This window comes from Pseudomonas sp. LB3P81, from assembly GCF_054897965.1.
This window is the reverse complement of record NZ_JBUBVG010000001.1, coordinates 2,884,743-2,911,362: the sequence shown is the minus strand read 5'-3', so window position 1 is coordinate 2,911,362 and position 26,620 is coordinate 2,884,743. Positions and strand designations below refer to the sequence as shown.

The window sequence follows — 26,620 nt, the reverse complement described above, 5'->3', positions numbered from 1 at the left end:
CGCCACAGTGTGTTCCCACTCCACAGGTCACGCATCACCCAAAGCCTCCAGCAAAATCCGCCCGCTGGAACACGTAGCGGTCTCGTTGCGATAGGCGAAATACAGCTTGCTGCGTACCGGATCGAAACGCAGGTGCAACTGGACTTCATCGCCCGGGCGCACCAGTTGCTGGAACTTCAGCACTTCCATGCCGGCGAATTTTTCCGGCAGGTTCATCAATTGCTGGCCGAGGCTCAGCGCCCACTCCACCTGCACCACGCCGGGTAATACCGGTGCCTGGGGGAAATGGCCGCTGAAGTAAGCGAGGTCGGGTGGCACCGCCAGTTGCAGGCTCCACTCGCCATCGACTTCCACTTGCTCCAGCACTTGCGGTGCTTTCGGGCGCGGCGCCAGCAGCAAGGCTTCCACGTCGGCCTGAGGCAGTTTGCCTTGAGTGTTGAGTGGCAATTGTCGCAGCAGTCGCCAGCGTCGTGGCAGGGCGAGGGCTTCGCAATGCTGGCTGAGGTGTTGGCGCAGCTCCTGAGTGAGGGTGCGTCGACCCTGATTGCGCAAGGCATGCAAACCCGATTCGCTGAGAACCAGCAACGCGCCCAGCGAGGCGCGATTTTCCTGGACTACGCCGAGGCGCGCGTCGCAGACCCATTCGTGGGCCATCAGCGCCTGCTCCAGCATCGGCAGCGAGATACGTTTTTCTTCCAGTTTGACGATCCGGTCCAGCCGCCCGAGCAATTCGAAGCGGCCGTCGGTGGCGATTCGCGCCGCATCCGCAGTGTGTTCGATGTGACCGGGAGGCAGATACGGCGACGCAATGAGCAGTGCGCCGTCGCTGTCCTGGCTCAATTCGATGCCGGCAAAGGCTTGCCAGAGATCGCTGCCCTGACGCCAGGCGATGCCACCGGTTTCCGAGCTACCGAGGATTTCCGTCGGCCACTGTTGCAGCCGTTGTTGCAGACTTAGCGCCGCCTCGGCCGGCAACGCACCGCCAGAGGAAAACACCCGGCGAACCGCGCTCAGCGCCGGCCAGTCAAGGTTGTCGCCCATGCGTTTGAGCAGCGCCGGGCTGGCGACCCACGCAAAGGCCGGGTGTTCGCGGCTGGCGCGTTGCAGGTCTTCCGGAAAAGCCAGTTGCTTGCGCACGAACGAACGCCCGGCACACAGCGGCCACAACACCCGAAACAGCAAACCGTAGATGTGCTGGGTGGCGACGCTGCCGATGAGGCACGCCTCACCCAGATCGGCACCCCAGAGCTGCTCCAGCGCTTCGACTTCATTGGCCAGTTGGCGCAGGGTTTTGTCGATGCGCTTGGGTTCGCCGCTGGAGCCGGAGGTGCACAGGCTCAGCGTGTAGCGATCCAGGTCCAGGGCAGCGGCGCTCAGTGGCGCATGGCGATAGTCGCTCAGGTGCGCATCATCGGCCTGATCCGTCAGCCATAGATCGACTTCGCTCGACCAGCGCTGGCGCGTCTGGGGTTGCAGGTCGGCAGGCAGCAGCACGCTGACCCCGGCACGCCAGGCGCCGAGCAGGGCAATCGCGAGGTCGGCGGCGTCTTCGAGGTGCACGGCGATGCGTCGCACACCCTGCGCTTGCAGGCCAGCGGCCAGGCTCAGGGCCTGTTCGCACAGTTGTGCGTGATTCAGCACCGGCTCGGCCGTCACAGCGCGTTCCGGTTGAGCCTTGAGCAACAGTTGCTCAAGTTTTATCCAATTCATGGGTGGCCTCGTACCCGTTGTCGTATGAGCCATTCAATGGCAAACATCAGGCCGATCAATCCATAGGAGATCAGGCCGGTGTACAACATCCACCAACTCAGCGGCGCCCAGAGGGTCAGGGCGGCGGCGCACAAACCGTTGCAGAGAAAAAACACACACCAGGCGACCGTGACCTGGCGGGTATAGCGAATCGCCTTGGCCGGCAAGCGTGGCTCACGCAGGCGGGCCAGGCGTTCGATCATCGGTGGGCCGTATTTCAGGCTCAGCCCGAACAGCACCAGCATGAAGCCGCTGATCAGCACGGGATACCAGCGCAGCATGGCGGGGCTGTCGAACAGGGCGAGCAACAGGCAAAACACGATGGCGACGGTGGCCATCCACAGGCTTCCTGGCCGGCGCAAGCCCGTCAGCGCTCGCGCCAGCCACAGGCTGCCCAGCATCAGACCGAACTGCCACGGGGCAAAATGTTCCATGCCGAAATACACCGCGAAGGGGTACAGCAAGCCCGCCAGCAGCAGGCCAAGGCCGATCAGTCGGCTCATGCGGCGGGTTGAACCAGACGGTAGACCGCCTCGACGACGTCGCTGACGGTACGCACCGTTTTGAATTCTTCGGCGGCGATTTTCTTGCCGGTCTGACGCTTGATGTGGTCGATCAGGTCAACCGCGTCGATGCTGTCGATTTCCAGGTCCTGATACAGGTTGGAGTCGAGGCTCACACGTTCGGGGTCCAGCTCGAAGAGTTCGACCAAGGCATCGCGCAGGGTGTTGAAAATGTCGTTACGAGTTTGCATGGTCCGGTCTCAAGCTGCCTGTTTTGCGGTGACGAACGCCGCAAGGCTCGCCACGTTACTGAAGTGATTGCGGGTGTCCTTGGCGTCGGCGTCGATTTTGATGCCGTACTTTTTCTGGATCGCCAGGCCGAGCTCCAGGGCGTCGACGGAGTCCAGGCCCAGGCCTTCGCCGAACAGCGTCTGGTCGTCGCCGATGTCTTGCGTACTGATATCTTCCAGGCCCAGGGCTTCGATGATCAGTTCTTTGATTTCACGGTACAGATCGCTCATCTTCGGCGAGCTCCTTAATAAAGTAGTGGTGCAAGTAATCATTGAGCTTGCGCGAGGCTTGAGGCGCCGGGCCTTGTGCGGCGAAGGCCTGTGGGTCTATATCGGCCCCGACCCGGAAACTGAAGTGAACGCGCCGCTTGGGGATCCGATACCAGGGTTCGGCCTTGGTCAAGGTAGTCGGGCTGACCTTGATGACCACCGGGGTGAGGATTTTCGCACCGCGCAGTGCGATCGACGCTGCACCCCGATGAAAGGAGGGCGTTTCGCCGGGCTGGGTGCGCGTGCCCTCGGGGAAAATGATCAGGGTCTGGCCGCTTTTCAGCGCGTCGGCAGCGGCGTCGAGCATGTCCATGCTGCCGTCGTTGCTGATGTATTCGGTGCAGCGTAGCGGGCCGCGGGTAAAGGGGTTTTCCCAGAGGCTGCTTTTGACCACGCAGTTGGAATGGCGCACCAGGCCGATCAGGAACACCACGTCGATCAGCGACGGGTGATTGGCGATGATCATCTGCCCGGGTCGGCCGAGCTTTTCTGCGCCCTCAATGTGGTAGGTCAGCACGCCGGTACGGGCCATGAACCGGACAAAAAACCAAAAACAGCGACTAACGGTTTGCCGTGCCCGCAGGCGATGCGTCTGCGCATTGCCGGGCAGGCAGTTCAGCAGCGGGAAAACCACCAGGCGCAGGCACAGCCCACCCAGTCCGAAGAGGGTGAAGCTTGCGGCGGTGGCCAGCAAACGCCAGTAATAGGCGTCGCGGTTTTTTTCGGTTACAGGTTGCGTTGCCAGGTCCATACACGATTTTTCCAGGCATGTTGGCAGGTGGTTTGCTGGCCGAGCAGGGTACGCAAGAGATTCAGGGCATGGGGCCAGTGGGCTTTGGACAACTCATCCGAAGCGCTGTTCAAGGACAGCTGCCAGTCGTTGCCGGGCGTCAGCAGCAAACCCACCGCGTAAGGGAATGGCACATCGTCGATCCAGGCTGAATACGCCTCAGGTGGCTGTTCTTCGGTCACCACCAGCAGGACCGCGGGAGCCCCTTCGGCAAGCAACGCCGCCGCCTCTAGCATGCCGTGTTCAAGGCCGTCGCCGGCCGCGGCCAGGGCGGTCATTTCGCTGGTTTCGCCGCGCATGATCGACCACAGGCCGATGACTGCGTTATGCACAGACAGGCTGAACTGGGTCGGCGACAGTGGCTGGTCGGCGGCCAGATCGCTGAGGATATCGAAGGTGCGCGGGGTTTCGCCGTGGCGGGAAATAAAGACCAACGGTAGGTCAGGGCGACCATCGGCCAACGGCCAGCCGACACTGAACGCCATCCGCGCAAGACGGCTGAGCCGCCGCCGCTGCATGGCCGGCAGAAACGAGACGTCGGGGGCGGCATCGCAGCTTGGCAGCGCGACCGGTTGTCGGCTCCAGGCTTGCCAATCGTCCACGCTTTCGAGCCCAGGGGCCCACGCGCGCCATTGGGCGATGTTGAAGTTGATCACAGGCATTCATCCCGCCCCTGCGGGCTTTCTTGACGCGGCGAGTCGAAAAAAAACAGCGGTTCACCTGACGTGACGCTGAGCGCCGAGTGGCCCGCATTATCCCGGTGCGACGAGCGCGTAGCAAATGCTGGTTACATTTTGCTCAACGAAATGCCGACTGGATCGTGAGTAGGTGTCGTTTGGCCATTATCCACATCGAGTCGAGTATGTCTGTCGGCTCCGTGAGCATTTTTCCGGACGAGAAGGCGGCTTTTTCAGTGAGCGTTCGCACCTGACTGTGTAGTCCTTGTGCCGACAAGGTAGCTAAGCGACGCCGTGGACCACTACACTCGGTCATTCTTTGATACACGGAGGTTTTGACATGCGGCGCGTGGTATTCAATCAGAAAGGCGGCGTAGGCAAATCCAGCATTGCCTGCAATCTGGCGGCGGTCAGTGCCAGCGAGGGCTATCGCACCCTGCTGGTGGATCTCGACGCTCAGGCCAATTCCACTCAGTACCTCACCGGACTCACCGGTAATGACATTCCGATGGGTATTGCCGATTTCTTCAAGCAGACGCTGTCTTCGGGGCCGTTCGCGAAGAAAAACCAGGTCGATATCTACGAAACCCCGTTCGATAACCTCCATGTCGTCACCGCCACCGCCGAGCTGGCCGATTTGCAGCCCAAGCTTGAGGCGAAACACAAGATCAACAAGCTGCGCAAACTGCTCGACGAGCTGGCCGAAGATTACGACCGGATCTACCTCGATACCCCACCAGCCCTGAATTTTTATGCGGTGTCGGCGTTGATTGCCGCTGATCGGGTGCTGATTCCCTTCGACTGCGACAGCTTCTCGCGTCAGGCGCTGTACGGCCTGCTGGCGGAAATCGAAGAATTGAAGGAAGACCACAACGAAGGGCTGGAGGTTGAGGGCATTGTCGTCAACCAGTTCCAGGCCCGTGCCAGCCTGCCGCAGCAAATCCTCGATGAACTGATCGCCGAAGGTTTGCCGGTGTTGCCGGTATACCTGGGCACCTCGGTGCGCATGCGCGAATCCCATCAGGCCAACACACCGCTGATCCATCTCGACCCACGGCACAAACTGACCCAGCAGTTCGTCGAACTGCACAACCTTCTCGAAAGCGCCTGAAAATCAAAAGATCGCAGCCTCCGGCAGCTCCTACATGGGATTTTTGTTCGATCCGCTCAATGTAGGAGCCGCCGGAGGCTGCGATCTTTTAGGCCATTAGCCAATTCCTTGGCTACGCAACCAGCTCATCAACTGCGGTAGCGGGAAGGCCCCGCTCTGGCGTGCCACTTCCCGGCCGTTCTTGAACAGAATCAGGCTTGGAATCGAGCGAATCCCCAACTGCGCCGACAACTGCTGATTAGCCTCGCTGTCCAGTTTCGCCAGCCGACACTTGCCCGCCAACTGCCCGGCCGCCTGTTCAAACACCGGCGCAAACGACTTGCACGGCCCGCACCAGTCCGCCCAGACGTCCACCAGCAACGGCAGATCGCCCTTGATCTGACTGGCGTAATCGCCTTGCTTCAATTCGAACGGTTTGCTCAGCAGGACATCGGTCTTGCAGCGACCGCATTTTGGGTGATCGCTTAGGCGCTCGGCGGGAATGCGGTTGAGGCCGTTGCAATGGGGGCAGGGGATGTGGAGTGGGTCGGACATAATCGGACTCTGCATGAGTGGGCAATCTTTGAACTGATCTGGAGTCGGATACAGCTTTTATCAAGTCAGTAAAGTTCCTGGTCAGAGGCTGCGATGTCGCAAATGCTCACATATCTCGGGCTTTCGGCTTGGGAACGGTGGCTAAGCTGGAAGCAGCTACACCACTTCAGATCCCTTAATAAGGAGTTCGCTTTTGCCTTTTGCCTCGTGCTACTTTTGTTGCACTCATCGAGAAATCGATTTCTTTCAATTGCCGGATAGGAGTGATTCCATGTCCGTGACATCCAAAATCCGCCGTCAAGGTGGTGCTGCTGTGATTACTCTCCCGCCCACATTACTGAAGCTCTTGCACTTGGAGGTAGGGGCGCAGTTGGAACTGAATGTAATTGATGGGGAGTTGATCGCTCGCCCGGTTGTACACCCCCCTCGCAAACGCTACAGCCTCGCCGAGTTGCTTGAAGGTTCCGAAGCAGTAGCCGAGTTGAACGCGCAGACGGCGTTCGCACGTGAAGGTGATCCAGTGGGGCGGGAGCTAGGTTGATGGTTCGTCGGCAGGCCCCGCAGCGGGGCGACGTCTATTGGATTGATCCGAATCCGGTTGCGGGGCGAGAGATGATGAACAAGCATCGGTTCGTGGTGATAACGCCAAGGGAAATCAACGCCCTGGGCGTCAGCATGACGGTCCCTGTAACCAGTGGCGGGAGCTTTAGCCGAAACTCCGGATTGGCAGTCATAATCTCTGGCCACGAAACGAACGGCGTCGCAGTGTGTAACCAAGTCCGCAGTTTTGACATTGAACAACGTATCCGTGACGGCTCGGCCAGGTTCATCGAGCGACTGGATGACGTCACGATGGCAGACATCGTCGCTCGAGTTGTCAGCGTCATAGATCCTCTGGATTGATCCGCCTCAAGACGAACAACTGATCTCCAAATGCTTCCCCCACTCCGGCGGCCGCTCGGCGTAGCTCTCCATCCCCGGCTGCTCCTCAAACGGCTTGCTCAGCACCGTGTGCAGTCGGCGAACCTCTGAATAGTCACCGCTTTCTGCTGCATCGATGGCTTTCTGCGCCAGATAGTTGCGCAGGATGTAGAGAGGATTGACCGCATGCATCCGTTGGCGGCGCTGCGCCTGATCCCGCTCGCCATCACGCCCAACCCGGGCGACGTAGAGTTCGGCCCAGGCATCGAAGCCCTTGATGTCGACGAAGTCATCGCGCAATCGGGCAGCGGCCAGTTCCGGGGATTCATCGCCAAGACGGCGAAAGAACAGGCTGTAGTCGACGCCGCTGTTCTGCATCAGTTGCAGCAGCTGTTCCAGCAGTTTCTGGTCATCGTCTTCAGCGGTGGTGAAGCCGAGGCGGCGGCGCATCAGGTCCAGGTAATGAGCCTGGAACAGCGGCAGGTACAGGCCAAGGGCTTCGCGCAGGGCTTCGACGCTGATGAACGGCGTCAGGGCCTGGGCCAGGGCGCTGAGGTTCCACTGACCGATCGGCACCTGATTGCTGAAGGAGTAGCGGCCCTGGTCATCGGAGTGGTTGCAGATGAAGTTGGCGTCGAAATCATCGAGGAAGGCGAACGGGCCGAAATCGAAAGTGATGCCGAGGATCGACATGTTGTCGGTGTTCATCACGCCATGGCAGAAGCCATAAGCCTGCCATTTGGCGATGAGCTCAGCGTTGCGTTCGACGATTTCGCGGAACATCGCCAGATAGGGTTCGGGCTGCTCGAGGCACTCGGGGAAGTGCATGGCCAGCACGTGTTCGCCGAGTTCTTTCTGCTTTTCGGGGCGTTTGGTGTAGTAGAAATACTCGAAATGCCCGAAGCGCACATGGCTCGGCGCCAGGCGCAGGACCATGGCTGCGCGTTCCTGTTTTTCGCGCCACACCGGCGTATCGGAGCCGATCACGCAAAGCGCGCGGGTGGTCGGGATGTTCAGCGCATATAACGCTTCGGACGCAAGAAACTCGCGGATCGACGAACGCAGCACCGCGCGTCCATCGCCCATGCGCGAGAAAGGCGTCTGGCCGGCACCTTTGAGGTGCAGGTCCCAGTGCTCTCCGGCCTCGTTGTAGACCTCGCCCAGCAATAGGCCGCGACCGTCGCCCAGTTGTGGGTTGTAGGAACCGAACTGATGACCGGAATAGACCATTGCCCGAGGCACCGCATCGGCCCAGAGCTTGTGGCCGCTGAACAGCTCGGCGAACTCCGGGGTTTCGGCCACGGCCGGATCAAGGTCGAGCAACGCCATGGCGGCAGCGCTCGCGACCACGAGGCGCGGATTGTCGATGGGCTCGGGCAGCACGTGGGCGGAAAACGTATCGCCCAGGCGATCGAAGCGATTATCGAAGGTCAGTTCGTCGAGGGCTTTCACCGGCCATCTCCAGCAGAATGTCCGAGCATTCTGCTAGGGACAGGGCGGTTAGTCGAGCTTGGCGGGCGGCGGCTCTTGCGCTGGTTTGCCATCAACCCGCGGCACGATGGTTTTGGTTTCCGACTCGATCGGCACGATCTTGTATTCCTCGCCGTGAAGGTTCTTGAGGTAAACCTCCATCTGCCGGAACGAGATGTTGATGTGCTGCTTCTTGAACTCGCGGTTGATGAAGCGGTTGACCTCATCGAGCACCGGATTACGGTCGCCAAGGTCGCGCACATGCATGCGCAACTCGTGGTCGAGGGTGCTTTCGCCGAAGTTCAGGAAGTAAACGAGCGGCTCGGGTTCCTTGAGCACCCGAGGGTTCTCCCGCGCGGCTTTCAACAGCAGTTCTTTCACCAGGTCCAGGTCCGAGCCGTAATCGACCCCGAGTTTGAGCGTCACCCGGGTGATGGTGTCGGTCAGGGACCAGTTGATCAGTTGCCCGGTAATGAACGTCTTGTTCGGGACGATGATGTCCTTGCGGTCGAAGTCGGTGATGGTCGTGGCGCGGATGCGGATCTTGCTCACCGTGCCCGACAGGTTGCCGATGGTGATGGTGTCGCCGATCCGCACCGGGCGTTCGAACAGGATCATGATGCCGGAAATGAAGTTCGCAAAAATCTCCTGCATGCCGAAACCGAGCCCGACCGAGAGCGCCGCCACCAGCCATTGCAACTTGTCCCAACTCACGCCGAGGGTCGACAGGGTGGAGACGAAACCGACGCCGGCGATCACGTAGGACAGCAGCGTGGTGGTGGCGTAGGCGCTGCCCTGGGCCAGGTTCAGCTTTGACAGCACAAACACTTCCAGCAACCCCGGCAAGTTGCGCGCGAGGGCGAAGGTGATGCCGATGATGATCAGCGCACCGAGCATGTCGCCGATGCTGATCGGCACCATGCTCATGTTGGCGCCGGTGCCGCTGGTGTATTCGTAGAGGGTGATGTTGTCCAGATACGAGAACACCGAGATCAGGTCCGACCAGACCCAGTACAACGCGGCCATGAACCCGCCCAGCAGCGCCAGACGAATCAGGCGCAGGGACTGTTCGTTGACCTTTTCGATGTCCAGGGTCGGCTCTTCGATCACCGTTTCGCCGTCGCCGGCCTCTTTGGCGGCCTGACGTTTGGCCAGCGCTCGCTGATAGGCCAGGCGCCGTGCCGCAACGCTGAGGCCACGGACGAAGGTGGCTTCGATCACCAGCCAGAACATCAGCAGGTAAAGGGTGTTGATCAACCGGTCGCTGAGTTTCAGTGCGGTGTAGTAATAGCCAAAGCACACGGCGACGAACAACGCGATCGGCAACGCGGTGAACATGATTGCCACGGCCTTGCGGAACAGCGACGCGTTCTGGTGGGTCGGGCTACTGATCAGCAGGCGACTGAGCAACCAGGCCATCAGCGCGTAGCAGGTCAGTACCACCGGCATGCCGAGCACGTCATCGGACAGTGCCGCCGGTTGCAGTTCGGCGACCGCCACTACCGCAACCAGAGCCATCACCACCAGTCCAAGTCGACGGACCCAGCCCTGGAGGAATTCGACCTGGGGTTTTTCCCAGCGGAAATGCAATTCGGCCACGCCGCCCGGCGCGAGAATCCGGTACGCGGTGTAGAACACCAGCCAGGCCTGAGCCATTTGCAGCAGTGCCGCGCCCATGTTGGCGTTTTGGCCACGGGCGTCGATTTGCAGGGCCAGGCCGCACAAGGCCAGGCCCAGCGCAACCGGCAATGCCAGCAGAATATTGATCAGAATCGCCTGCGGCGTGTGCAACTGGCTGTCACGCTTGAAGTGGCCGATGTCCTGGTGAACCTTGATCAGGCGGGCATACAGGCTTTTGCGCCGCCACAGCAGGGCGCCGATCAGCAGTACCAGCGGCAGAAACAGCAGCGGTCGCTGAGTCAGGCCGTCAGTCAATTCACTTACGCTCGACGCCAGCGGCAGGGTCGCCACCTGGCGTTGCAGGCGTTCCGGTACGCCGCGCATCCATTCAGGATCGAGCGGCTTGTTGCTTGGAATCCAGAACATCTGCTCGTCGAGCGTCGCCCGCAGGCTTTGCGCGGTGCTGAGCAGTTGCTTTTGGTTAAGTTGCAGGGTGATGGATTGGTTGAGCACCGCACTCAGTTCGCGGTTCAGGCGTTCCAGCAGGTCTGCGCGGGTGGTAGCAAGCTCCAGCAAGTTCTTGCGCAGCTGCGGATTGACTTGCTCCGGCGGTTGGGTCGCCAACAGATTATCGACGTAGGTCGCCGGGTTGTTGAGCAGTTCCCGTTGCTGGCTGACTTCGAATTGAAACAGGCGAATGTCAGCGATCTGGTCGGCCAGGTCGCGGTCAAGCTTGAGGCGCGGCAGGGCCTGCTTCTGTTTGTAGAGAATCTTGGAGAGCAGCAGGCTGCCTTTGAGTACGTTGATCTGCTCGTCCAGGGCCGAATCGCTTTGGGTCACGCTGTCCAGTTGCTGCTTGGTTTGCAGGTTCTGCTGGGTGATTGCGTTGAGGCGGTCGGTGTTTTTGAGCAGGTAGTCAGAGAGTTTCAGGTTCGCCGCGCTTTCGGTGGCCAGCAAGCTGCTGCCGCCGGATTTTTGCGCTTCGATGGATTGTTGGGTCACCGCCTCTTGGGAATGGGCCAGGCGCTTCTGGTTGATCAGGGTTTGCAGTTCCTGGATTTCCTGATCCAGACGATCGGATTTTTCCGTCAGCAAGTCATGCTGGCTGTTGCCCAGATCCTGCAACTGGCTGTTGCCGGCCAGTTCCTGGCGGCGCAGCGGGATCAGCGCGTTCAGCGCCGCCAGCTCGGCATTGAGCAGGTCACGCTGTTCGCCGCTCAGGGTCTTGCCGTTGTCCTTGCCCGCCTTGAGGATGTTATTGATCTGCTGGATGCGCGTCTGGCTGGTGGAGATTTCAGCCTGAGCGCGCTCGGGCCGGGTCTGGGCGGTAATGACCAGGCTGTTCGCTTCGGCAAGGGCCTTTTGCATGTCGCTTTGCTGGGTCGAGCGCTCGGTGAGCATCTGCTCCAGCTGCTGAATGGACTCTTTGGTATAGCGCTGCGCCACCGGCGTCACGCTGCTGGCCTTGAGGCGAGTCAGTTCGCGCTGGTTCTCGATGTTCTGCTTGGGTGCGGTGGCGAGCTGCTGCTTGAGAGCGGCCAGCTTCTGCTCGTATTCACGCTGGTTGTTGAGCTGGGTCAGCGTGTTTTGCAGAAGCGTCTGCAGGGCTTTTTGATCGGCTTCCGGCAGTTTGCGCTCGGCGATCTTGTCGAGGTTTGCCTGCACGGTTTCTCTGGACGGCGGTTCGGCCGCTTGCAAGGTACCGACAGAAAGGCTCAAGCCCAGCAGGGCCATGATGAAAAAGGTGCGCAGGGTTGACATAGAGACCGATCGAAAACGAGACGAAGAATGGAGTTTAGAGGAAGAGTCCCGGACCTGGGCGACTTCCTTCGGGGAATCTGACGCCCACTTTGCCGATCTTGTTCCCCTCCATGACCGCGACGGTCCAGATGGTGTTGTTCCACTCCACCTGGTCACCGACGACGGGTGCACCGCCTACTTTGTGGGCAATGAAACTGGCCAGAGTCATGTCCGGATCGATGTCTTCGACTTTCAACCCGTACAGGGCAGCAACCGCCGCCAGCTGGGCATCTCCTTCGAGTACGAAGTCGCCGAAGAAGCGCAAATCCAGACCCCGTTGTGGTGCCTGGCTGAAGAGCTTTCCGAGGGCTGGCAGGTTGTGTTCGTGGCCGATGACACACAGCAAATCATCGACTTCGAGCACCGTACTACCCGACGGATGGAGCAGTTGCTGGCCACGAAACAGGGCCGCGATGCGAGTGCCTTCGGGCATTTTCAGTTCGCGAAGGGGCGAACCGATGCACCATTTTTCGGCGCCGAGGCGATAAACGAACAGCTCCCACTCGCTGGTGACGTGTACTTCCAGCGCGGCGCGGGAGATCGGTGCCGGTTCCGGGGGAACGGTCACCTTCAACAGCTTCGCCACCCACGGCAGGCTCGTGCCTTGCACCAGCAGCGAGACCAGCACGATAAAGAACGCAAGGTTGAAGTACAGCTGAGCGTTGGGCAGCCCGGCCATCAACGGGAACACCGCCAGAATGATCGGGACCGCGCCCCGCAGGCCAACCCAGGAAATGAAGGCTTTCTCTCGGCCATGGAAGGCCTTGAACGGCAGCAGGCCGACCATCACCGACAGCGGCCGTGCAAACAGGATCATCCACAGCGCCAGGCCCAGTGCGGGCAGGGCAATCGGCAGCAAGTCATGCGGCGTGACCAGCAGGCCCAGCACCAGGAACATGCCGATCTGTGCAAGCCAGGCCATACCGTCGAGCATGTGCAGAATGCCGTGGCGGCTACGCACCGGGCGGTTGCCGATCACCAGGCCGCACAGGTAAACCGCGAGGAAGCCGCTGCCGTGCAGGGCGTTGGTCAGAGCGAACACCGCCAGACCGCCGGCAATCACCAGAATCGGGTAGAGGCCGTTGGCCAGGTTGATTCGGTTGACCAGTTGCAGCATCAGCCAGCCGCCACCCAGGCCGATCACACTACCGATGCCGAACTCGCGCACCAGATGCACCAGCAGGTTCCAGTGCAGACCGGTCTGGCCGCTGGCGAGCATGTCGATCAAGGTGACGGTGAGGAACACCGCCATCGGGTCGTTGCTGCCGGATTCGATCTCGAGGCTGGCGGTGACCCGTTCGTTCAAGCCTTTGCCGCCGAGCAGCGAGAACACTGCCGCGGCATCCGTGGAGCCGACGATGGCACCGATCAGCAGTCCCTGAATCATGTTCAGGTTGAACAACCACGCCGCGGCCATGCCGGTCAGCCCGGTGGTGATCAGCACGCCGACCGTGGCCAGCGACAGCGCCGGCCATAACGCCACGCGAAAACTCGACACCCTGGTGCGCAAGCCGCCGTCGAGCAGGATCACCGCCAATGCGAGGTTGCCGACCAGATACGCCGTTGGGTAGTTATCGAAAATAATACCGGCGCCATCGACGCCGGCCGCCATGCCCACGGCCAGGATAATCACCAGAATCGGGATGCCGAGGCGGGACGAAAGTGAGCTCACCAGAATGCTCGCACCTACCAGCAACGCGCCGATCAAGAACAGGCTGTTGATGGTCGTCGCATTCAAAGGCAGTACTCCAGAAAGCTGAAAGGCGGGCACAAACTGACCATGCAGTCTGCGTGCCAGCGATTCTAACCTGTTGAAATGTGATGCTGTCAAAAAGCTTTTTGAAGGAGCGAACTACATCGCCAAGTCGAGCGCAGTCACTGTGGCGAGGGAGCTTGCTCCCGCTCGGCTGCGAAGCAGTCGCAAACCCTGTATCCGCGTTCTTTCTGAAGGAACGCGGATGCTGATTTTGGGGTCGCTACGCAACCCAGCGGGAGCAAGCTCCCTCGCCACAGAGGCGGTGTTGACCGTTAGAGACTAAACCGCCCAACCATATTGTTCAGGTCCAGCGCCAACCGCGACAACTCATTGCTCGCCGCGCTCGTCTGATTGGCCCCGGTCGCCGATTGCACCGACAAATCCCGAATGTTCACCAGGTTGCGATCCACTTCCCGAGCCACCTGCGCCTGCTCTTCGGCCGCGCTGGCGATGACCAGGTTGCGTTCGTTGATTTCGACGATGGCGCTGTTGATGGTGTCCAGCGACAGGCCGGCACCACGGGCGATGTTCAGGGTCGACTCGGCACGCTCGGTGCTGTTGCGCATCGAATCCACAGCGTGTTCGGTGCCGGTCTGTATGCTGCCGATCATGCGTTCGATTTCGCTGGTCGACTGCTGGGTGCGATGTGCCAGGGCGCGAACCTCATCCGCCACCACCGCAAAACCACGCCCGGCTTCACCCGCACGAGCGGCTTCGATCGCTGCGTTCAACGCCAGCAGGTTGGTCTGGTCCGCCAAACCACGGATCACATCCAGCACCTTGCCGATGTCACGGGATTCATTCGCCAGGTCGCCAATCAGCGTGGCAGTGCTCTGCACATCGGCGCTCATGCGTTCGATGGCGCTGACGGTTTCCTGAACCAGATCACGGCCGTCGCCGGCAGATGTAGTGGCGTTCTTCGAGGCTTCGGAGGTGCTCACCGCGTTGCGTGCAACTTCTTCCACGGCGCTGGTCATTTCGTTGACGGCGGTGGCGGCCTGTTCGATCTCGTTGTTCTGCTGGGTCAGGCCACGGGCGCTTTCGTCGGTGACACTGTTGAGCTCTTCAGCGGCGGAGGCCAGTTGCGTGGCCGAGCCGGAAATCCGCAGCAGCGTGTCGCGCAGCTTGTCCTGCATCTTCGCCATCGCTCCCAGCAGGCGGCCGGCTTCGTCTTCACCATCAACGGTGATCGGGCGAGTCAGGTTGCCTTCGGCGATTTCTTCGGCAGCGCTCAAGGCATTGGCGATCGGTTGGGTGATGCTGTTGGTCAGCAACCAGGCAAACAGCACAGTCAGGCCGGTGGAGATGACCAGCAAGGTGATCACCAGGTTGAAGGCCGAAGCGTACTGATCGGCGGCGCGCTGATGGGTGTCGAGGGTCTGCTGGGTGTTGATCTCCAGCAAGCGATTGAGCACCGCGTTGACGGCTTCGGAGTTGGTCAGCAGATCAGTGTTGAGCAAGGTGCGCAGTTCATCGATCTGATTGTTGCGCGACAGGGTTTTCATCCGGTCTTCGATCTGGCGGTACTGCCCCAGCAACTGCACGTACTGATCGTAGGCAGCACGTTCCTGCGGGCTGGCGATCAGCTTTTCGTAGGTGGCCTGAGCCGCACGAATCTGATGGTTGCGCGTCTCCAGCAGGTCCATGGTTTTCTGCTGAACGTCGGGTTCGCGGTTCACCAGCAAACGGTAGGACAGCACCCGCAGGCGCAAGGTGAGTTGAGTGAACTCGTCGAGGCTTTTGATGCTCGGCACGCTGCTCAAGGTGATTTCCTCGGCGGCACCGCGAATCTTGCTCATCTGGTTCAAGGCAAACACCCCCAGAATCAGCATCAAACCGCCGATCAGGGCGAAGCCGAGGAACGCCCGCGGCGCGATATTCATATTACGAAGGGACATGGTGTTTACCGAAATGAGCGCATCCGTGCGGCGCTGAGACTGACGTATGAGTGACTTATCGGTCATACGACTAAAGTCTTGAGGGGCTGCGCGTATTTGTCGTAGATCTGTAGGAGCGAGCTTGCTCGCGAAGGACGTTAACGATAACGCGTGCTGTCTGGATGAACGCGTTGACTGGACGTCTTTCGCGAGCAAGCTCGCTCCTACAGGGGGGGCGACGAAGTGCAGGAACCAGATCCGCCAATCACAGTCTCTAAAGTTCGCGAGGAAGGTCGTCCGCCAGGAAAATCAAGGCCTTGCGCCCCAATATCCCTGGCATCCGTGGTGACTTTTCTTTATCGTACGCGCCCTTTGAAAATGCCTGGAAAATCAAAATGTTGGAAGCATCCCTAAGCCAATTGGAACAGCTGGTCAGCGACCTTGTTCAACAGAACCAGAGCCTGCTCGGCACCAACCAGACCCTGAGTGCAGAATTGGCCCAGGCCAAGGATGAAAACGAAAGTCTGCAACTGAGCCTGATGGAACAGGAAGAGAAACAAGGCGCAACCGCCGCTCGCATTCAGGCCCTGGTTGAACGCGTCAGCGCCGGCCCGGTTAACGCATGAGTGTCGGCGCCGCAGGGGTAAAAGTCGTCTCGATCCTGGGGGAGGACTATTCGATCAAGGCGCCGGCCGGGGAAGAGCAAACCCTGCTGGACGCCGCAATGATGTTGAAAGCCGCTTTGGCCGACACCAAACGAAAGTACCCGACGCTGATCGGTGACCGCCTGTTGGTGCTGGCCGCGATGAATCTGTGTTCCCGGCAGATCGAAATGCAAAAGCAGCACAAGCTCGAACTCGACCGTTACCAAGAGCAAGTCAGCGCCACGGTTGAAGTGATCTCCAAAACGATCAATCAGGCCTGATCGGCTTTGCGCACAACCAAAGAATAAATTGTCGTTTGTGTTGTATACAATCGGCATGGCTGTTGCAGTGTTTCAGCCTCTTATTCTTTGGGGGTGCGCCATGCAGTTCTGGCGACGCAGTATTCAATGGCAGTTGATCCTCAGTATGGGCACCGCCCTGCTGGTCAGTATTCTGATCGTGGTTGGCATTTATACCCTCGTGGTCAACCGTCTCGCCCAGCGCTATCTGGTCGAGCAAGCGCTGCCGTCGAGCATCGAAGCGATGCGCAACGACATCGAGCGCATCCTCGTTCAGCCCCTCACCGCCGCCAAGGACATCGCCAGTAACAGCATGGTGCGCGACTGGCTCGCCGGGGGTGAAAACAGTGTCCAGACCGCTGCGTTCGTGGAGTATCTGGAAGGCATCCGCGCCGAACACGACGCCTTTACCGCGCTGATTGTCGGCACTGCTTCAAACCACTACTTCACTGAAAAAGGCCTGGACCGTACCCTCAGTCGCTCCAACCCCAAAGACGCCTGGTTCTACTCGTTCCTCGACAGCAACCAGCCGCGCACCCTCAATATCGACAATGACACCGCGACCGGAGAATTGGCGCTGTTCATCGACCTCAAGGTCGAACAGGCCGGCAAAGTCGTGGGCGTTGCCGGGCTTGGGTTGAGCATGAAAGAGCTGTCAGAGCTGATCCACAACTTCAACTTCGGCGAGCGTGGCAAGGTCTATCTCGTGCGTTCCGACGGTTTGATCCAGGTTCATCCCGAAGCGCAATTCAGCGGTAAACGCACTTTGGCCGAGCAGATCGGTGCGTCGGCAGCGCAGGCCGTCATGGGTCAAACAAACGCCAGCAGCTTCGCGCGCGATGGCGAAGATTATCTGGCGCTTAGCCTGCCGCTGCGGGATCTGGGCTGGACCCTGGTGGCCGAAGTGCCACAGTCGCAGATCTACGCCGAAGCCCGCCGCGCCCTGTGGATGAGCAGCGGCATTGGTCTTGCGGTGGCGCTGGTGTGCCTGTTGCTGGTGGTGCTGCTGGCCCGTGGATTGGTGCGTCCGATTCGTCAGGTAACAGCGGCGCTGGTAGCCATCGGTAGCGGTGGTGGAGATTTGACCCACAGGTTAGATTCCAGCCGCGCCGATGAACTGGGTGACCTGGCGCGCGGCTTCAATCGGTTTCTGGACAGTCAGCGCGAGATGATCGGTGAAGTGCTGACCACCAGCGAGCGCTTGCGTACGGCCGTCGGCCAAGTGGCGCGGGTAGTGGACAACACCGCCGAACGTTCCGGCCGTCAGCAGGAAATGACCGACATGGTCGCCACCGCTGTCCACGAAATGGGCCTGACCGTGCAGGAAATCGCTCAGAACGCCGGCAACGCGGCGGTTGCTTCGCAGAATGCTCGGGATGAGGCGATGCAGGCGCGGGAAGTAGTGGGCGGTTCGATTCGGCATATTGAAAGCATGTCCGATGAAATTGGCCTCGCGGCGGGTGCCGTTGGCGAGTTGGCCAATCAGGTGGCGTCGATTGATCAGGTGTTGGCGGTGATTCGCGGGATATCCGAGCAGACCAACCTTTTGGCGCTGAACGCGGCGATTGAAGCGGCGCGGGCTGGAGACATGGGCCGTGGATTTGCGGTGGTGGCCGATGAAGTGCGGACGTTGGCTCGACGCACGCAGTCGTCCACCGATGAAATTCAACAGATGATCGGCAGCCTCAAGCAAGGCGCGGAGAATGCGGTGTCGTCGATGCACACCGGACAAGCGGCGACCGGCACGGGTGTCGAGTCGAGTCAGCGCACCGGGGCGTCGTTGACGGCGATCACTGGGCAGGTCGAACGTATCAGCGACATGAACCACCAGGTGGCGACGGCGACGGAAGAGCAGTCGGCGGTGACGGAGGAGATCAATCGCAATGTGCAAGGGATCTCCGATCTGGCCCGGGCGACGGCGGGGGAGGTCAGGGCTTGCCGTGAGGATTGTCAGACTTTGCAGCGGTTGGCGGATGATTTGGCACGGCAGATGGGTGGATTTCGGTTGAGTTAAAACATCAGGATCAAAAGATCGCAGCCTGCGGCAGCTCCTACATTGGGATGCGTTCCCCTGTAGGAGCTGCCGAAGGCTGCGATCTTTTTGGTAGCCGTTACACCGTTTTCTGTCAGGTCAGAACCACTCATCCTGCATCCCAAGGCACACATCATCCCGCGCCTCAAGAATCGCCAGCTCATGGTGGCAACCCGGCACTTCCCACGTCAGGAAATACCGTGCAGCCTGCAGCTTGCCCTTATAGAAGCTCACATCCGCCGCATTCCCTTTGGCCAACCCTTCCTCGGCTCGAATCGCCTGCTCCAGCCAGCGCCAGCCAATCACCGTGTGTCCGAACACTTTCAGATACAGCGCCGAGTTCGCCAGGCTGCTGTTGACCTTGCCTTGCCCCAGATCCGTCAGCAAACCAATAGTCACCGTTTGCAGGCGCGCCACCAGTTTCTCCAATGGTTCACGCAACGGGGTTAACGATTCGTATGCATGAGCGCGCTCGGCCGTGTCGGCAATCAGGCGGATCAATTGCTTGAGCCCCGCGCCGCCGTTCTGCGCCAGTTTGCGGCCCAGCAAGTCCAGCGACTGTATGCCGTGGGTGCCTTCATGAATCGGGTTCAGACGGTTGTCGCGGTAATACTGTTCAACCGGGTATTCGCGGGTATACCCGTGACCACCGAGAATCTGGATCGCCAGTTCATTGGCCTTCAGGCAAAACTCCGACGGCCAGGATTTGACGATCGGTGTCAGCAAGTCCAGCAGCTCATGCGCCTGTTTGCGCTCGGTTTCGGTCTCAAGGGTGGTGGTGTCGTCGAACAGTCGTGCAGCGTACAACCCCAGGTCGAACGAGCCTTCGACGTAGGCCTTCTGCGTCAGCAACATGCGTTTCACGTCAGCGTGCTGAATGATCGCCACTGGCGCGGTGTTCGGATCTTTGCTGTCCGGCACGCGACCCTGCGGGCGCTCGCGGGCGTACTCCAGTGAATACAGATAACCGGCATAGCCGAGCATCACTGCGCCCATGCCGACGCCGATCCGCGCCTCGTTCATCATTTGGAACATGTAGCTCAAACCATGGTGCGGCTTGCCCACCAGATAGCCGACACACTCGCCGTTATCGCCGAAGTTCAGCGCGGTCGACGTGGTCCCGCGCCAGCCCATCTTGTGAAACAGCCCGGCCAGCAACACGTCATTGCGCTTGCCGAGGCTGCCGTCATCGTTGACCAGAAACTTGGGCACGATGAACAGCGAAATCCCCTTCACCCCGGCCGGCGCATCCGGCAACTTGGCCAGCACCATGTGCACGATGTTTTCCGACAACGGGTGATCGCCGCCGGAGATGAAGATCTTGTTGCCCTTGAGTCGATAAGTGCCGTCAGACGCCGGCTCCGCGCGCGTACGAATATCCGACAGCGACGAACCGGCATGGGGTTCGGTCAGCGCCATGGTGCCGAAGAAGCGGCCGTCGATCATCGGTTGCAGGAAGCGTTGCTTCTGCTCCTCAGTGCCGAAGCTTTCGATCAGGTTCGCCGCGCCCATGGTCAGGAACGGGTAGGAAGTAGACGCCGCGTTGGCTGACTGAAAGTGCGCGAAGCAGGCCTGGGACAACAGCGTAGGAAGTTGCATGCCGCCGGCGTCGAAACTGCGCGCAGCGTTGAGGAAGCCGGCTTCGAGGAAGGCATCCACCGCCGGTTTCACTTCCGGAATCAGAATCGCCTGGCCGTTCTCGTAGCGCGGCTCGTTCTCGTCACCCTTGCGGTTGTGCGGGGCGAAGAACTTCTCGGCAATGCTACGAGCGGTGCCGATGGCGGCATCGAAGGTCTCGCGATTGTGCTCGGCGAAACGCTCACGCTGAGTCAGGCCCTCGGCATCGAGGACTTCATACAGCTCGAAAGCCAGATTGCGGGAACTGAGCAACGTCTCGGACATGGCGGCCTACCTTTTTTTGGAATGGACCGAGTCTAGGCGTGGGGAGGGCGAGCTGAACAGGATGATTGATTTCGGTGATGGAGAAGCAAAAGATCGCAGCCTTCGGCAGCTCCTACAGAGAAACACGATCCTCTGTAGGAGCTGCCGAAGGCTGCGATCTTTTGATCTTGCTTCAAAAAAACCGGATACCCATTGCAGATGCCCGGCCTATTACTGTTAGCCGATCGTCATCAGGCTGGCATTACCACCCGCCGCAGCGGTGTTAACGCTCAACGCCCGCTCGATCACCAAGCGCTCCAGCGCAATATTGGTCTCGCCCTGGGACAAGCCATGAACCCCGACAATCGCCCCGGCACGCTTGGCAACCTGCTGGCACACCGCACGCAACTGATCGGAATGGCCATGATGCAGAACGGCATCAAACACCACTTCATCCTTGTTCCAGTCGGAAACCAGCTTGATGCGCGCCTGAACTTCCTTCGGCAGACGTGCGAACAATGCCTTGGTCAAGTCAGTTTCCGGCCACACCGCCGAACCACCCACCGCCAACACCGCGGCCAGTTGCGTCAGCAGATCGCCTTCGACCTCCGCCAGGCACAGCACGTGCTCACGCGGCAGAATCGCGTAGCTGTTGCGCTCGCCCGTCGGTCCCGCCAAAACGCGGGTGATCCCGCTTTGCGATTGCGCGGCGAACTGCACGCACAGGGCGCTCAGGTCGGCAAACTTGTTGCTGTCGGCCCAGGTTTGCAGGGCGGTCAGCGGTTTGCTCATCGCGTCACGCAGACGAACATCCGGTGCAGTGGCTGCGTCGCCGCGAGCGAAGGATTGTTCGATCGCGTCGGTAGGACGCGTCGACAGCAGACGGTACAGGTACAGCGGACCACCGGCTTTCGGGCCAGTCCCCGACAGACCTTCGCCACCGAACGGTTGCACACCAACCACAGCGCCGACGATGTTGCGGTTCACATAGACGTTACCGGCGTTGACGTTGTCGATCACCTTGGCGATGGTCTCGTCGATGCGAGTGTGCACGCCCAGTGTCAGGCCGTAGCCGGAAGCGTTGATCTGACCGATCAGTTGGTCGATGTCTTTGCGCTTGTAGCGAACCACGTGCAGCACCGGACCGAAGATCTCGCGTTGCAGTTCATCGAAGCTTTCCAGCTCGATCAGCGTTGGCATCACGAAGGTGCCGCGTTTGACTTCTTCGGTGTTGGCGATTGCCACCTGATACACGCTGCGACCTTTGTCGCGCATGGCCTGGATGTGCTTCTCGATGCCCGCCTTGGCTTCGGCGTCGATCACCGGCCCGATGTCCACGGACAGGCGTTCCGGGTTGCCGAGACGGCATTCAGCCATGGCGCCCTTGAGCATTTCGATGACACGGTCAGCGGAATCTTCCTGCAAGCACAGCACTCGCAGTGCCGAGCAACGTTGACCGGCGCTGTCGAAGGCCGACGACACCACGTCGATCACAACCTGTTCGGTCAGTGCCGAGGAGTCGACGATCATCGCGTTCTGGCCGCCAGTCTCAGCGATCAATGGAATCGGACGACCCTGTGCATCCAGACGACCGGCGACGTTGCGTTGCAGCAAACGAGCGACTTCGGTGGAGCCGGTGAACATCACGCCTTTGACCCGATCGTCACCGACCAGGCGGGCGCCAACGGTTTCGCCACGGCCCGGCAACAGTTGCAGCACGCCTTCCGGAATCCCGGCTTCGAGCAACAGGCGCACGGCTTGAGCGGCCACCAGCGGGGTTTGTTCTGCAGGCTTGGCCAGTACCGGGTTACCGGCGGCCAGTGCAGCGGCAATCTGGCCACTGAAGATCGCCAGGGGGAAGTTCCACGGGCTGATGCACACCACCGGACCCAGTGGGCGGTGGGCGACGTTGGTGAAATCGTTGCGCGCCTGCACTGCGTAATAACGCAGGAAGTCCACGGCTTCACGCACTTCGGCGATGGCGTTGGCGAAGGTCTTGCCGGCTTCGCGAGCCAGCAGGCCCATCAGCGGCTGGATCTCGCCTTCCATCAAGTCGGCGGCACGTTCCAGAATCGCGGCGCGTTCGGCCGGCGGAGTGGCCTGCCAGATCGGCGCAGCGTTCAGGGCGCACTGGATCGCGTTGTCGACGTCTCCGACGGTCGCTTCCTGTACATGGCCGACCACGTCGCGCAGATCCGACGGGTTCAACACCGGCGCAGGGGTTTCAGTGCTGGACACGCAACCGAGCATCGGCGCGGCTTTCCAGTTGTTGTGAGCGGTGGCCAGCAAAGCGCAGGACAGCGAAGCCAGACGATGTTCGTTGGCCATGTCGATGCCGCTGGAGTTGGCGCGCTCGGCGCCATAAAGATCACGCGGCAGCGGGATACGCGGGTGCGGCAGGCCGAAGCCGCCTTCCAGCGTCGCCATCTGCTCGATGCTGGCCACTGGATCGGCCACCAGCTCCTGAATCGAGATGGACTGGTCGGCGATGCGGTTCACGAACGAGGTGTTCGCGCCGTTTTCCAGCAGACGACGCACCAGGTACGCCAGCAGTGTTTCGTGAGTACCGACCGGTGCGTACACGCGGCACGGACGGTTCAGCTTGCCTTCGGAAACTTTACCTACAACCTGCTCGTACAACGGTTCACCCATGCCGTGCAGGCACTGGAACTCGTACTGACCGGGGTAATAGTTCTGACCAGCGATGTGATAAATGGCCGACAGGGTGTGGGCGTTGTGCGTGGCGAACTGCGGATAGATGACTTCCGGCACCGACAGCAGTTTGCGTGCGCAAGCGATGTAGGAAACGTCGGTGTACACCTTGCGGGTATAGACCGGATAGCCTTCCAGGCCTTCGACCTGGGCACGCTTGATTTCGCTGTCCCAGTACGCGCCTTTTACCAGGCGGATCATCAGGCGATGACGGCTGCGGCGAGCCAGGTCGATCACGTAGTCGATCACATACGGGCAACGCTTCTGATAAGCCTGGATCACGAAACCGATGCCGTTCCAGCCGGTCAGTTGCGGTTCGAAGCACAGACGTTCCAGCAGATCCAGCGACAGTTCGAGGCGGTCCGCTTCTTCGGCGTCAATGTTCAGGCCGATGTCGTATTGCTTGGCCAGCAGGGTCAGCGACAACAGACGTGGGTACAACTCGTCCATCACGCGCTCGTACTGCGCGCGGCTGTAACGCGGGTGCAGGGCCGACAGCTTGATGGAAATGCCCGGACCTTCATAAATCCCACGACCGTGGGACGCTTTGCCGATCGAGTGAATGGCTTGTTCGTACGAGGCCAGGTACTTCTGGGCGTCGTGCTCGGTGAGGGCGGCTTCACCCAGCATGTCGTAGGAATAGCGGAAGCCCTTGGCTTCGAACTTGCTCGCGTTGGCCAGGGCTTCGGCGATGGTTTCGCCGGTGACGAACTGCTCGCCCATCAGGCGCATGGCCATGTCGACGCCCTTGCGGATCATCGGCTCGCCGCTCTTGCCGATGATGCGGCTCAGGGACGACGTCAGGCCGGCTTCGTTGTGGGTGGCGACCAGTTTGCCGGTCAGCAATAAGCCCCAAGTAGCGGCGTTGACGAACAGCGACGGGCTGTTGCCCAGGTGCGGCTGCCAGTTGCCGGTGCTGATCTTGTCGCGAATCAGTGCGTCGCGAGTGCCTTTGTCCGGGATGCGCAGCAGCGCTTCGGCCAGGCACATCAGTGCCACGCCTTCCTGGGACGACAAGGAAAATTCCTGCAACAAGCCCTGAACAATCCCGGCACGGCCGCCGGCGCTCTTCTGATTGCGCAGTTTTTCGGCAATCGAGGCGGCGAGCTTGTTGGTAGCTTCAGCCGTGGCAACCGGCAGGCGAGCCTGTTCGATCAGCATCGGCACCACTTCCGGCTCAGGGCGACGGTAAGCGGCGGTGATCGACGCGCGCAGCACCGATTGCGGCAGGATGCTTTCGGCGAACTCGAGGAAGCATTGATGCGCGTGGTCGACGTGGGCTTCGCCACTGTCATCGGCTTCTTTGGCGGTCAGGCCATTCAGCTCGGTCAGGGTTGCACCACCCTCGAGTTTTTCCAGGTAATTGAAAATTGCCTGCTTGATCAGCCAGTGCGGCGTGCGATCAATCGAAGTCGCGGCGGCCTTGAGGCGCTCGCGGGTCGGGTCATCAAGTTTGACCCCAAGGGTGGTGGTAGCCATATTTTTATCCTCATGTTTGCCACGACCGCGTGGCATCAGCTGGCCGCAAGATTAGCTGCGCGCTCTCCGAGGTGCAACCGGGTGCAACCCTTTTTTGTCGGAAAAACAGGCAACTCGTCAGGAATTAAATTCCGGTACGAACGTATCGGTCCTGCTTGGTGCTTTTACTTCTAGGAAAAGTCGTTCACTGCGCTAAAAGGGAGCAAAAACCGCCTGTTTTGATGTAAAACCGACTAGGTGCAACTTATTCTCAAGAAATGGGTTGCACCTTATTTGCGATGTTGAATAGGATTCGCGCCCAAGGTGCAACCCGTCAAAAAAGACAGGTTCACCGGCTGATGGCTTTCCTGGGGAAACATCAGTCCTAAATGCGCGGAACCGGAAATCGTCTGATCAAACATTGTCGTTTGTCGGCGTTGCACACTCTGCCGCTACATAAAAACAAAGCCAGGGCATCACTTAATGAGCGTAAGCAATCCAACCCTGATCACGTTCGTGATCTACATCGCAGCAATGGTGCTGATCGGCTTCATGGCCTATCGCTCCACCAACAACCTTTCTGACTACATTCTGGGCGGTCGCAGCCTGGGCAGCGTCGTGACTGCATTGTCCGCCGGCGCCTCCGACATGAGCGGCTGGTTGTTGATGGGCCTGCCGGGCGCTATCTACATGTCCGGTCTGTCCGAAAGCTGGATCGCCATCGGCCTGATCGTTGGTGCTTACCTGAACTGGCTGTTCGTTGCCGGCCGTCTGCGCGTGCAGACCGAGCACAACGGCGATGCACTGACCCTGCCGGATTACTTCTCCAGCCGTTTCGAAGACAAAAGCGGCCTGCTGCGGATCATCTCCGCGGTCGTGATCCTGGTGTTCTTCACCATCTATTGCGCATCCGGCATCGTGGCCGGCGCCCGTCTGTTCGAAAGCACCTTCGGCATGTCCTACGAGACAGCGCTGTGGGCCGGTGCTGCGGCGACGATTGCCTACACCTTCGTCGGCGGTTTCCTGGCCGTCAGCTGGACTGACACCGTACAAGCCACGCTGATGATCTTCGCCCTGTTGCTGACGCCGATCATCGTGCTGCTGGCCACCGGCGGCGTCGACACCACGTTCCTGGCCATCGAAGCACAAGACGCCAGCAACTTCGACATGCTGAAAAACACCACCTTCATCGGCATCATCTCGCTGATGGGCTGGGGCCTGGGTTACTTCGGCCAGCCGCACATCCTGGCGCGTTTCATGGCCGCGGATTCGGTCAAGTCGATCGCCAACGCTCGCCGTATCTCCATGACCTGGATGATCCTGTGCCTGGGCGGCACCGTTGCTGTTGGTTTCTTCGGTATCGCTTACTTCTCGGCGCACCCTGATGTGGCCGCTCCAGTGACCGAAAACCACGAGCGCGTGTTCATCGAACTGGCCAAAATCCTCTTCAATCCGTGGATCGCCGGTGTATTGCTGTCGGCCATTCTGGCTGCTGTCATGAGCACCCTGAGCTGCCAGTTGCTGGTGTGCTCGAGCGCGCTGACCGAAGACTTCTACAAAACCTTCCTGCGTAAATCCGCTTCCCAGGTTGAGCTGGTCTGGGTCGGTCGCGCCATGGTGTTGCTGGTTGCCCTGATCGCTATCGCGATGGCCGCCAACCCGGAAAACCGTGTATTGGGTCTGGTGAGCTACGCCTGGGCCGGTTTCGGTGCTGCGTTCGGTCCGGTGGTCCTGATCTCTGTGATCTGGAAAGACATGACCCGCAACGGCGCACTGGCCGGCATTCTGGTCGGCGCGATCACCGTGATCGTGTGGAAACACTTTGAACTGATGGGGCTGTACGAAATCATCCCTGGTTTCATCTTCGCCAGCCTGGCGATCTACATCGTCAGCAAACTGGGCACCCCGACTCACGGCATGCTTCAGCGTTTCGCTGCTGCCGAGGCTGATTTCCGCCTGAACAAGTGATCGGGATGAGCTGAGGCTCTGACCTTTCGCGGAACATGAGAACGGCCCGCTTCCTTTGGAGGCGGGCCGTTTTTTTTGGTTTTCCAAATGGGGGATGAAGAGTCGCAGATCCCCTGTGGGAGCGGGCTTGCTCGCGAAAGCGGATCAACATTCAACGTTGATGCAAGCTGGTTCACCGCATTCGCGAGCAAGCCCGCTCCCACAGGGAAGTCGGTGTTGCATCTGAAAGGTATGTCTGTAGTTTTTCGTCCCGATTTT

20 protein-coding genes and 2 pseudogenes are annotated in these 26,620 nt (G+C 60.1%); 8 read left to right on the top strand and 14 right to left on the bottom strand.

Annotated features, from left to right (window positions below):
- Window positions 1–27: 27 nt before the first annotated feature.
- Genes ACYZTL_RS13390 through ACYZTL_RS13365 form a run of 6 tightly spaced genes read right to left on the bottom strand, consistent with a single transcriptional unit; the run spans window position 28 to window position 4,264 of the window.
- On the bottom strand, window positions 28–1,710 hold the full coding sequence (locus ACYZTL_RS13390; protein ID WP_461952187.1) for an AMP-binding protein: 1,683 nt from the start codon (window positions 1,708–1,710) through the stop codon (window positions 28–30).
- Window positions 1,707–2,252, bottom strand: coding sequence for a COG4648 family protein (locus tag ACYZTL_RS13385; protein ID WP_461952186.1), 546 nt, complete (start codon window positions 2,250–2,252; stop codon window positions 1,707–1,709). The genes ACYZTL_RS13390 and ACYZTL_RS13385 overlap by 4 nt, the downstream gene beginning before the upstream one ends.
- The gene (locus ACYZTL_RS13380) at window positions 2,249–2,503 is read right to left on the bottom strand and encodes an acyl carrier protein (RefSeq protein ID WP_461952185.1); all 255 of its coding nucleotides are present in this window, start codon (window positions 2,501–2,503) and stop codon (window positions 2,249–2,251) included. The genes ACYZTL_RS13385 and ACYZTL_RS13380 overlap by 4 nt, the downstream gene beginning before the upstream one ends.
- A gap of 9 nt (window positions 2,504–2,512) precedes the next feature.
- Window positions 2,513–2,773 (bottom strand): phosphopantetheine-binding protein, encoded by a 261-nt coding sequence (locus ACYZTL_RS13375; RefSeq protein WP_461952184.1) that lies wholly within the window; start codon window positions 2,771–2,773, stop codon window positions 2,513–2,515.
- Window positions 2,754–3,563 (bottom strand): lysophospholipid acyltransferase family protein, encoded by an 810-nt coding sequence (locus ACYZTL_RS13370; protein ID WP_461952183.1) that lies wholly within the window; start codon window positions 3,561–3,563, stop codon window positions 2,754–2,756. The genes ACYZTL_RS13375 and ACYZTL_RS13370 overlap by 20 nt, the downstream gene beginning before the upstream one ends.
- Entirely contained in the window at window positions 3,539–4,264 is a 726-nt protein-coding gene (locus tag ACYZTL_RS13365; RefSeq protein ID WP_461952182.1) for a beta-ketoacyl synthase chain length factor, read from the bottom strand. The genes ACYZTL_RS13370 and ACYZTL_RS13365 overlap by 25 nt, the downstream gene beginning before the upstream one ends.
- A gap of 355 nt (window positions 4,265–4,619) precedes the next feature.
- Here ACYZTL_RS13365 and ACYZTL_RS13360 point away from each other — a divergent pair, with 355 nt between their 5' ends.
- Entirely contained in the window at window positions 4,620–5,390 is a 771-nt protein-coding gene (locus ACYZTL_RS13360) for a ParA family protein (protein ID WP_461952181.1), read from the top strand.
- Window positions 5,391–5,486: 96 nt separating this feature from the next.
- Here ACYZTL_RS13360 and trxC read toward each other — a convergent pair whose 3' ends face one another.
- Window positions 5,487–5,924, bottom strand: a complete 438-nt coding sequence (gene trxC / locus ACYZTL_RS13355; protein ID WP_461952180.1) for a thioredoxin TrxC — start codon at window positions 5,922–5,924, stop codon at window positions 5,487–5,489.
- A gap of 271 nt (window positions 5,925–6,195) precedes the next feature.
- Here trxC and mazE point away from each other — a divergent pair, with 271 nt between their 5' ends.
- Both mazE and mazF read left to right on the top strand, forming a co-directional pair.
- Window positions 6,196–6,465: a type II toxin-antitoxin system antitoxin MazE gene (gene mazE / locus ACYZTL_RS13350; protein WP_461952179.1), complete on the top strand. Its 270-nt coding sequence runs from the start codon at window positions 6,196–6,198 to the stop codon at window positions 6,463–6,465.
- On the top strand, window positions 6,465–6,827 hold the full coding sequence (mazF, locus tag ACYZTL_RS13345) for a type II toxin-antitoxin system toxin MazF (protein ID WP_461952178.1): 363 nt from the start codon (window positions 6,465–6,467) through the stop codon (window positions 6,825–6,827). The genes mazE and mazF overlap by 1 nt, the downstream gene beginning before the upstream one ends.
- Before the next feature lie 6 nt (window positions 6,828–6,833).
- Here mazF and selO read toward each other — a convergent pair whose 3' ends face one another.
- The 5 genes and pseudogenes from selO to ACYZTL_RS13320 all read right to left on the bottom strand — a co-directional run.
- Complete coding sequence (gene selO / locus ACYZTL_RS13340; RefSeq protein WP_461952177.1) at window positions 6,834–8,297, bottom strand: protein adenylyltransferase SelO; 1,464 nt, start codon at window positions 8,295–8,297, stop codon at window positions 6,834–6,836.
- A gap of 48 nt (window positions 8,298–8,345) precedes the next feature.
- Window positions 8,346–11,696 carry a mechanosensitive channel MscK gene (mscK, locus tag ACYZTL_RS13335; protein WP_461952176.1) on the bottom strand — a complete coding sequence of 1,117 codons (3,351 nt, stop codon included), beginning with the start codon at window positions 11,694–11,696 and terminating at the stop codon, window positions 8,346–8,348.
- Window positions 11,697–11,730: 34 nt separating this feature from the next.
- Entirely contained in the window at window positions 11,731–13,473 is a 1,743-nt protein-coding gene (locus ACYZTL_RS13330; RefSeq protein WP_461952175.1) for a potassium/proton antiporter, read from the bottom strand.
- A gap of 290 nt (window positions 13,474–13,763) precedes the next feature.
- Entirely contained in the window at window positions 13,764–14,627 is an 864-nt protein-coding gene (locus ACYZTL_RS13325; protein ID WP_461954303.1) for a methyl-accepting chemotaxis protein, read from the bottom strand.
- Window positions 14,619–15,374, bottom strand: a pseudogene (locus ACYZTL_RS13320) (MCP four helix bundle domain-containing protein); the annotation flags it as partial. The gene ACYZTL_RS13325 and the pseudogene ACYZTL_RS13320, both read right to left, overlap by 9 nt.
- A gap of 389 nt (window positions 15,375–15,763) precedes the next feature.
- Here ACYZTL_RS13320 and ACYZTL_RS13315 point away from each other — a divergent pair.
- The 4 genes and pseudogenes from ACYZTL_RS13315 to ACYZTL_RS13300 all read left to right on the top strand — a co-directional run bounded on the left by ACYZTL_RS13315 (window position 15,764) and on the right by ACYZTL_RS13300 (window position 18,325).
- The gene (locus tag ACYZTL_RS13315) at window positions 15,764–15,994 is read left to right on the top strand and encodes a hypothetical protein (protein WP_123402506.1); all 231 of its coding nucleotides are present in this window, start codon (window positions 15,764–15,766) and stop codon (window positions 15,992–15,994) included.
- A complete protein-coding gene (locus ACYZTL_RS13310) occupies window positions 15,991–16,293 on the top strand; it encodes a cell division protein ZapA (RefSeq protein ID WP_461952174.1) in 303 nt (100 codons plus the stop codon). The genes ACYZTL_RS13315 and ACYZTL_RS13310 overlap by 4 nt, the downstream gene beginning before the upstream one ends.
- A gap of 55 nt (window positions 16,294–16,348) precedes the next feature.
- Window positions 16,349–17,461 (top strand): annotated as a pseudogene (locus tag ACYZTL_RS13305) (HAMP domain-containing protein); the annotation flags it as partial.
- Window positions 17,462–17,479: 18 nt separating this feature from the next.
- Entirely contained in the window at window positions 17,480–18,325 is an 846-nt protein-coding gene (locus tag ACYZTL_RS13300; protein ID WP_461954302.1) for a methyl-accepting chemotaxis protein, read from the top strand.
- A gap of 117 nt (window positions 18,326–18,442) precedes the next feature.
- Here ACYZTL_RS13300 and ACYZTL_RS13295 read toward each other — a convergent pair whose 3' ends face one another.
- Both ACYZTL_RS13295 and putA read right to left on the bottom strand, forming a co-directional pair.
- The gene (locus tag ACYZTL_RS13295) at window positions 18,443–20,245 is read right to left on the bottom strand and encodes an acyl-CoA dehydrogenase (RefSeq protein WP_461952173.1); all 1,803 of its coding nucleotides are present in this window, start codon (window positions 20,243–20,245) and stop codon (window positions 18,443–18,445) included.
- A 216-nt stretch (window positions 20,246–20,461) separates the two neighbouring features.
- Window positions 20,462–24,415, bottom strand: a complete 3,954-nt coding sequence (gene putA, locus ACYZTL_RS13290) for a trifunctional transcriptional regulator/proline dehydrogenase/L-glutamate gamma-semialdehyde dehydrogenase (protein WP_461952172.1) — start codon at window positions 24,413–24,415, stop codon at window positions 20,462–20,464.
- Between the two features lie 462 nt (window positions 24,416–24,877).
- On the opposite strand from putA, the gene putP reads away from it, so the two are divergent.
- Entirely contained in the window at window positions 24,878–26,362 is a 1,485-nt protein-coding gene (gene putP / locus ACYZTL_RS13285; protein ID WP_461952171.1) for a sodium/proline symporter PutP, read from the top strand.
- The last annotated feature ends 258 nt before the right edge of the window (window positions 26,363–26,620 follow it).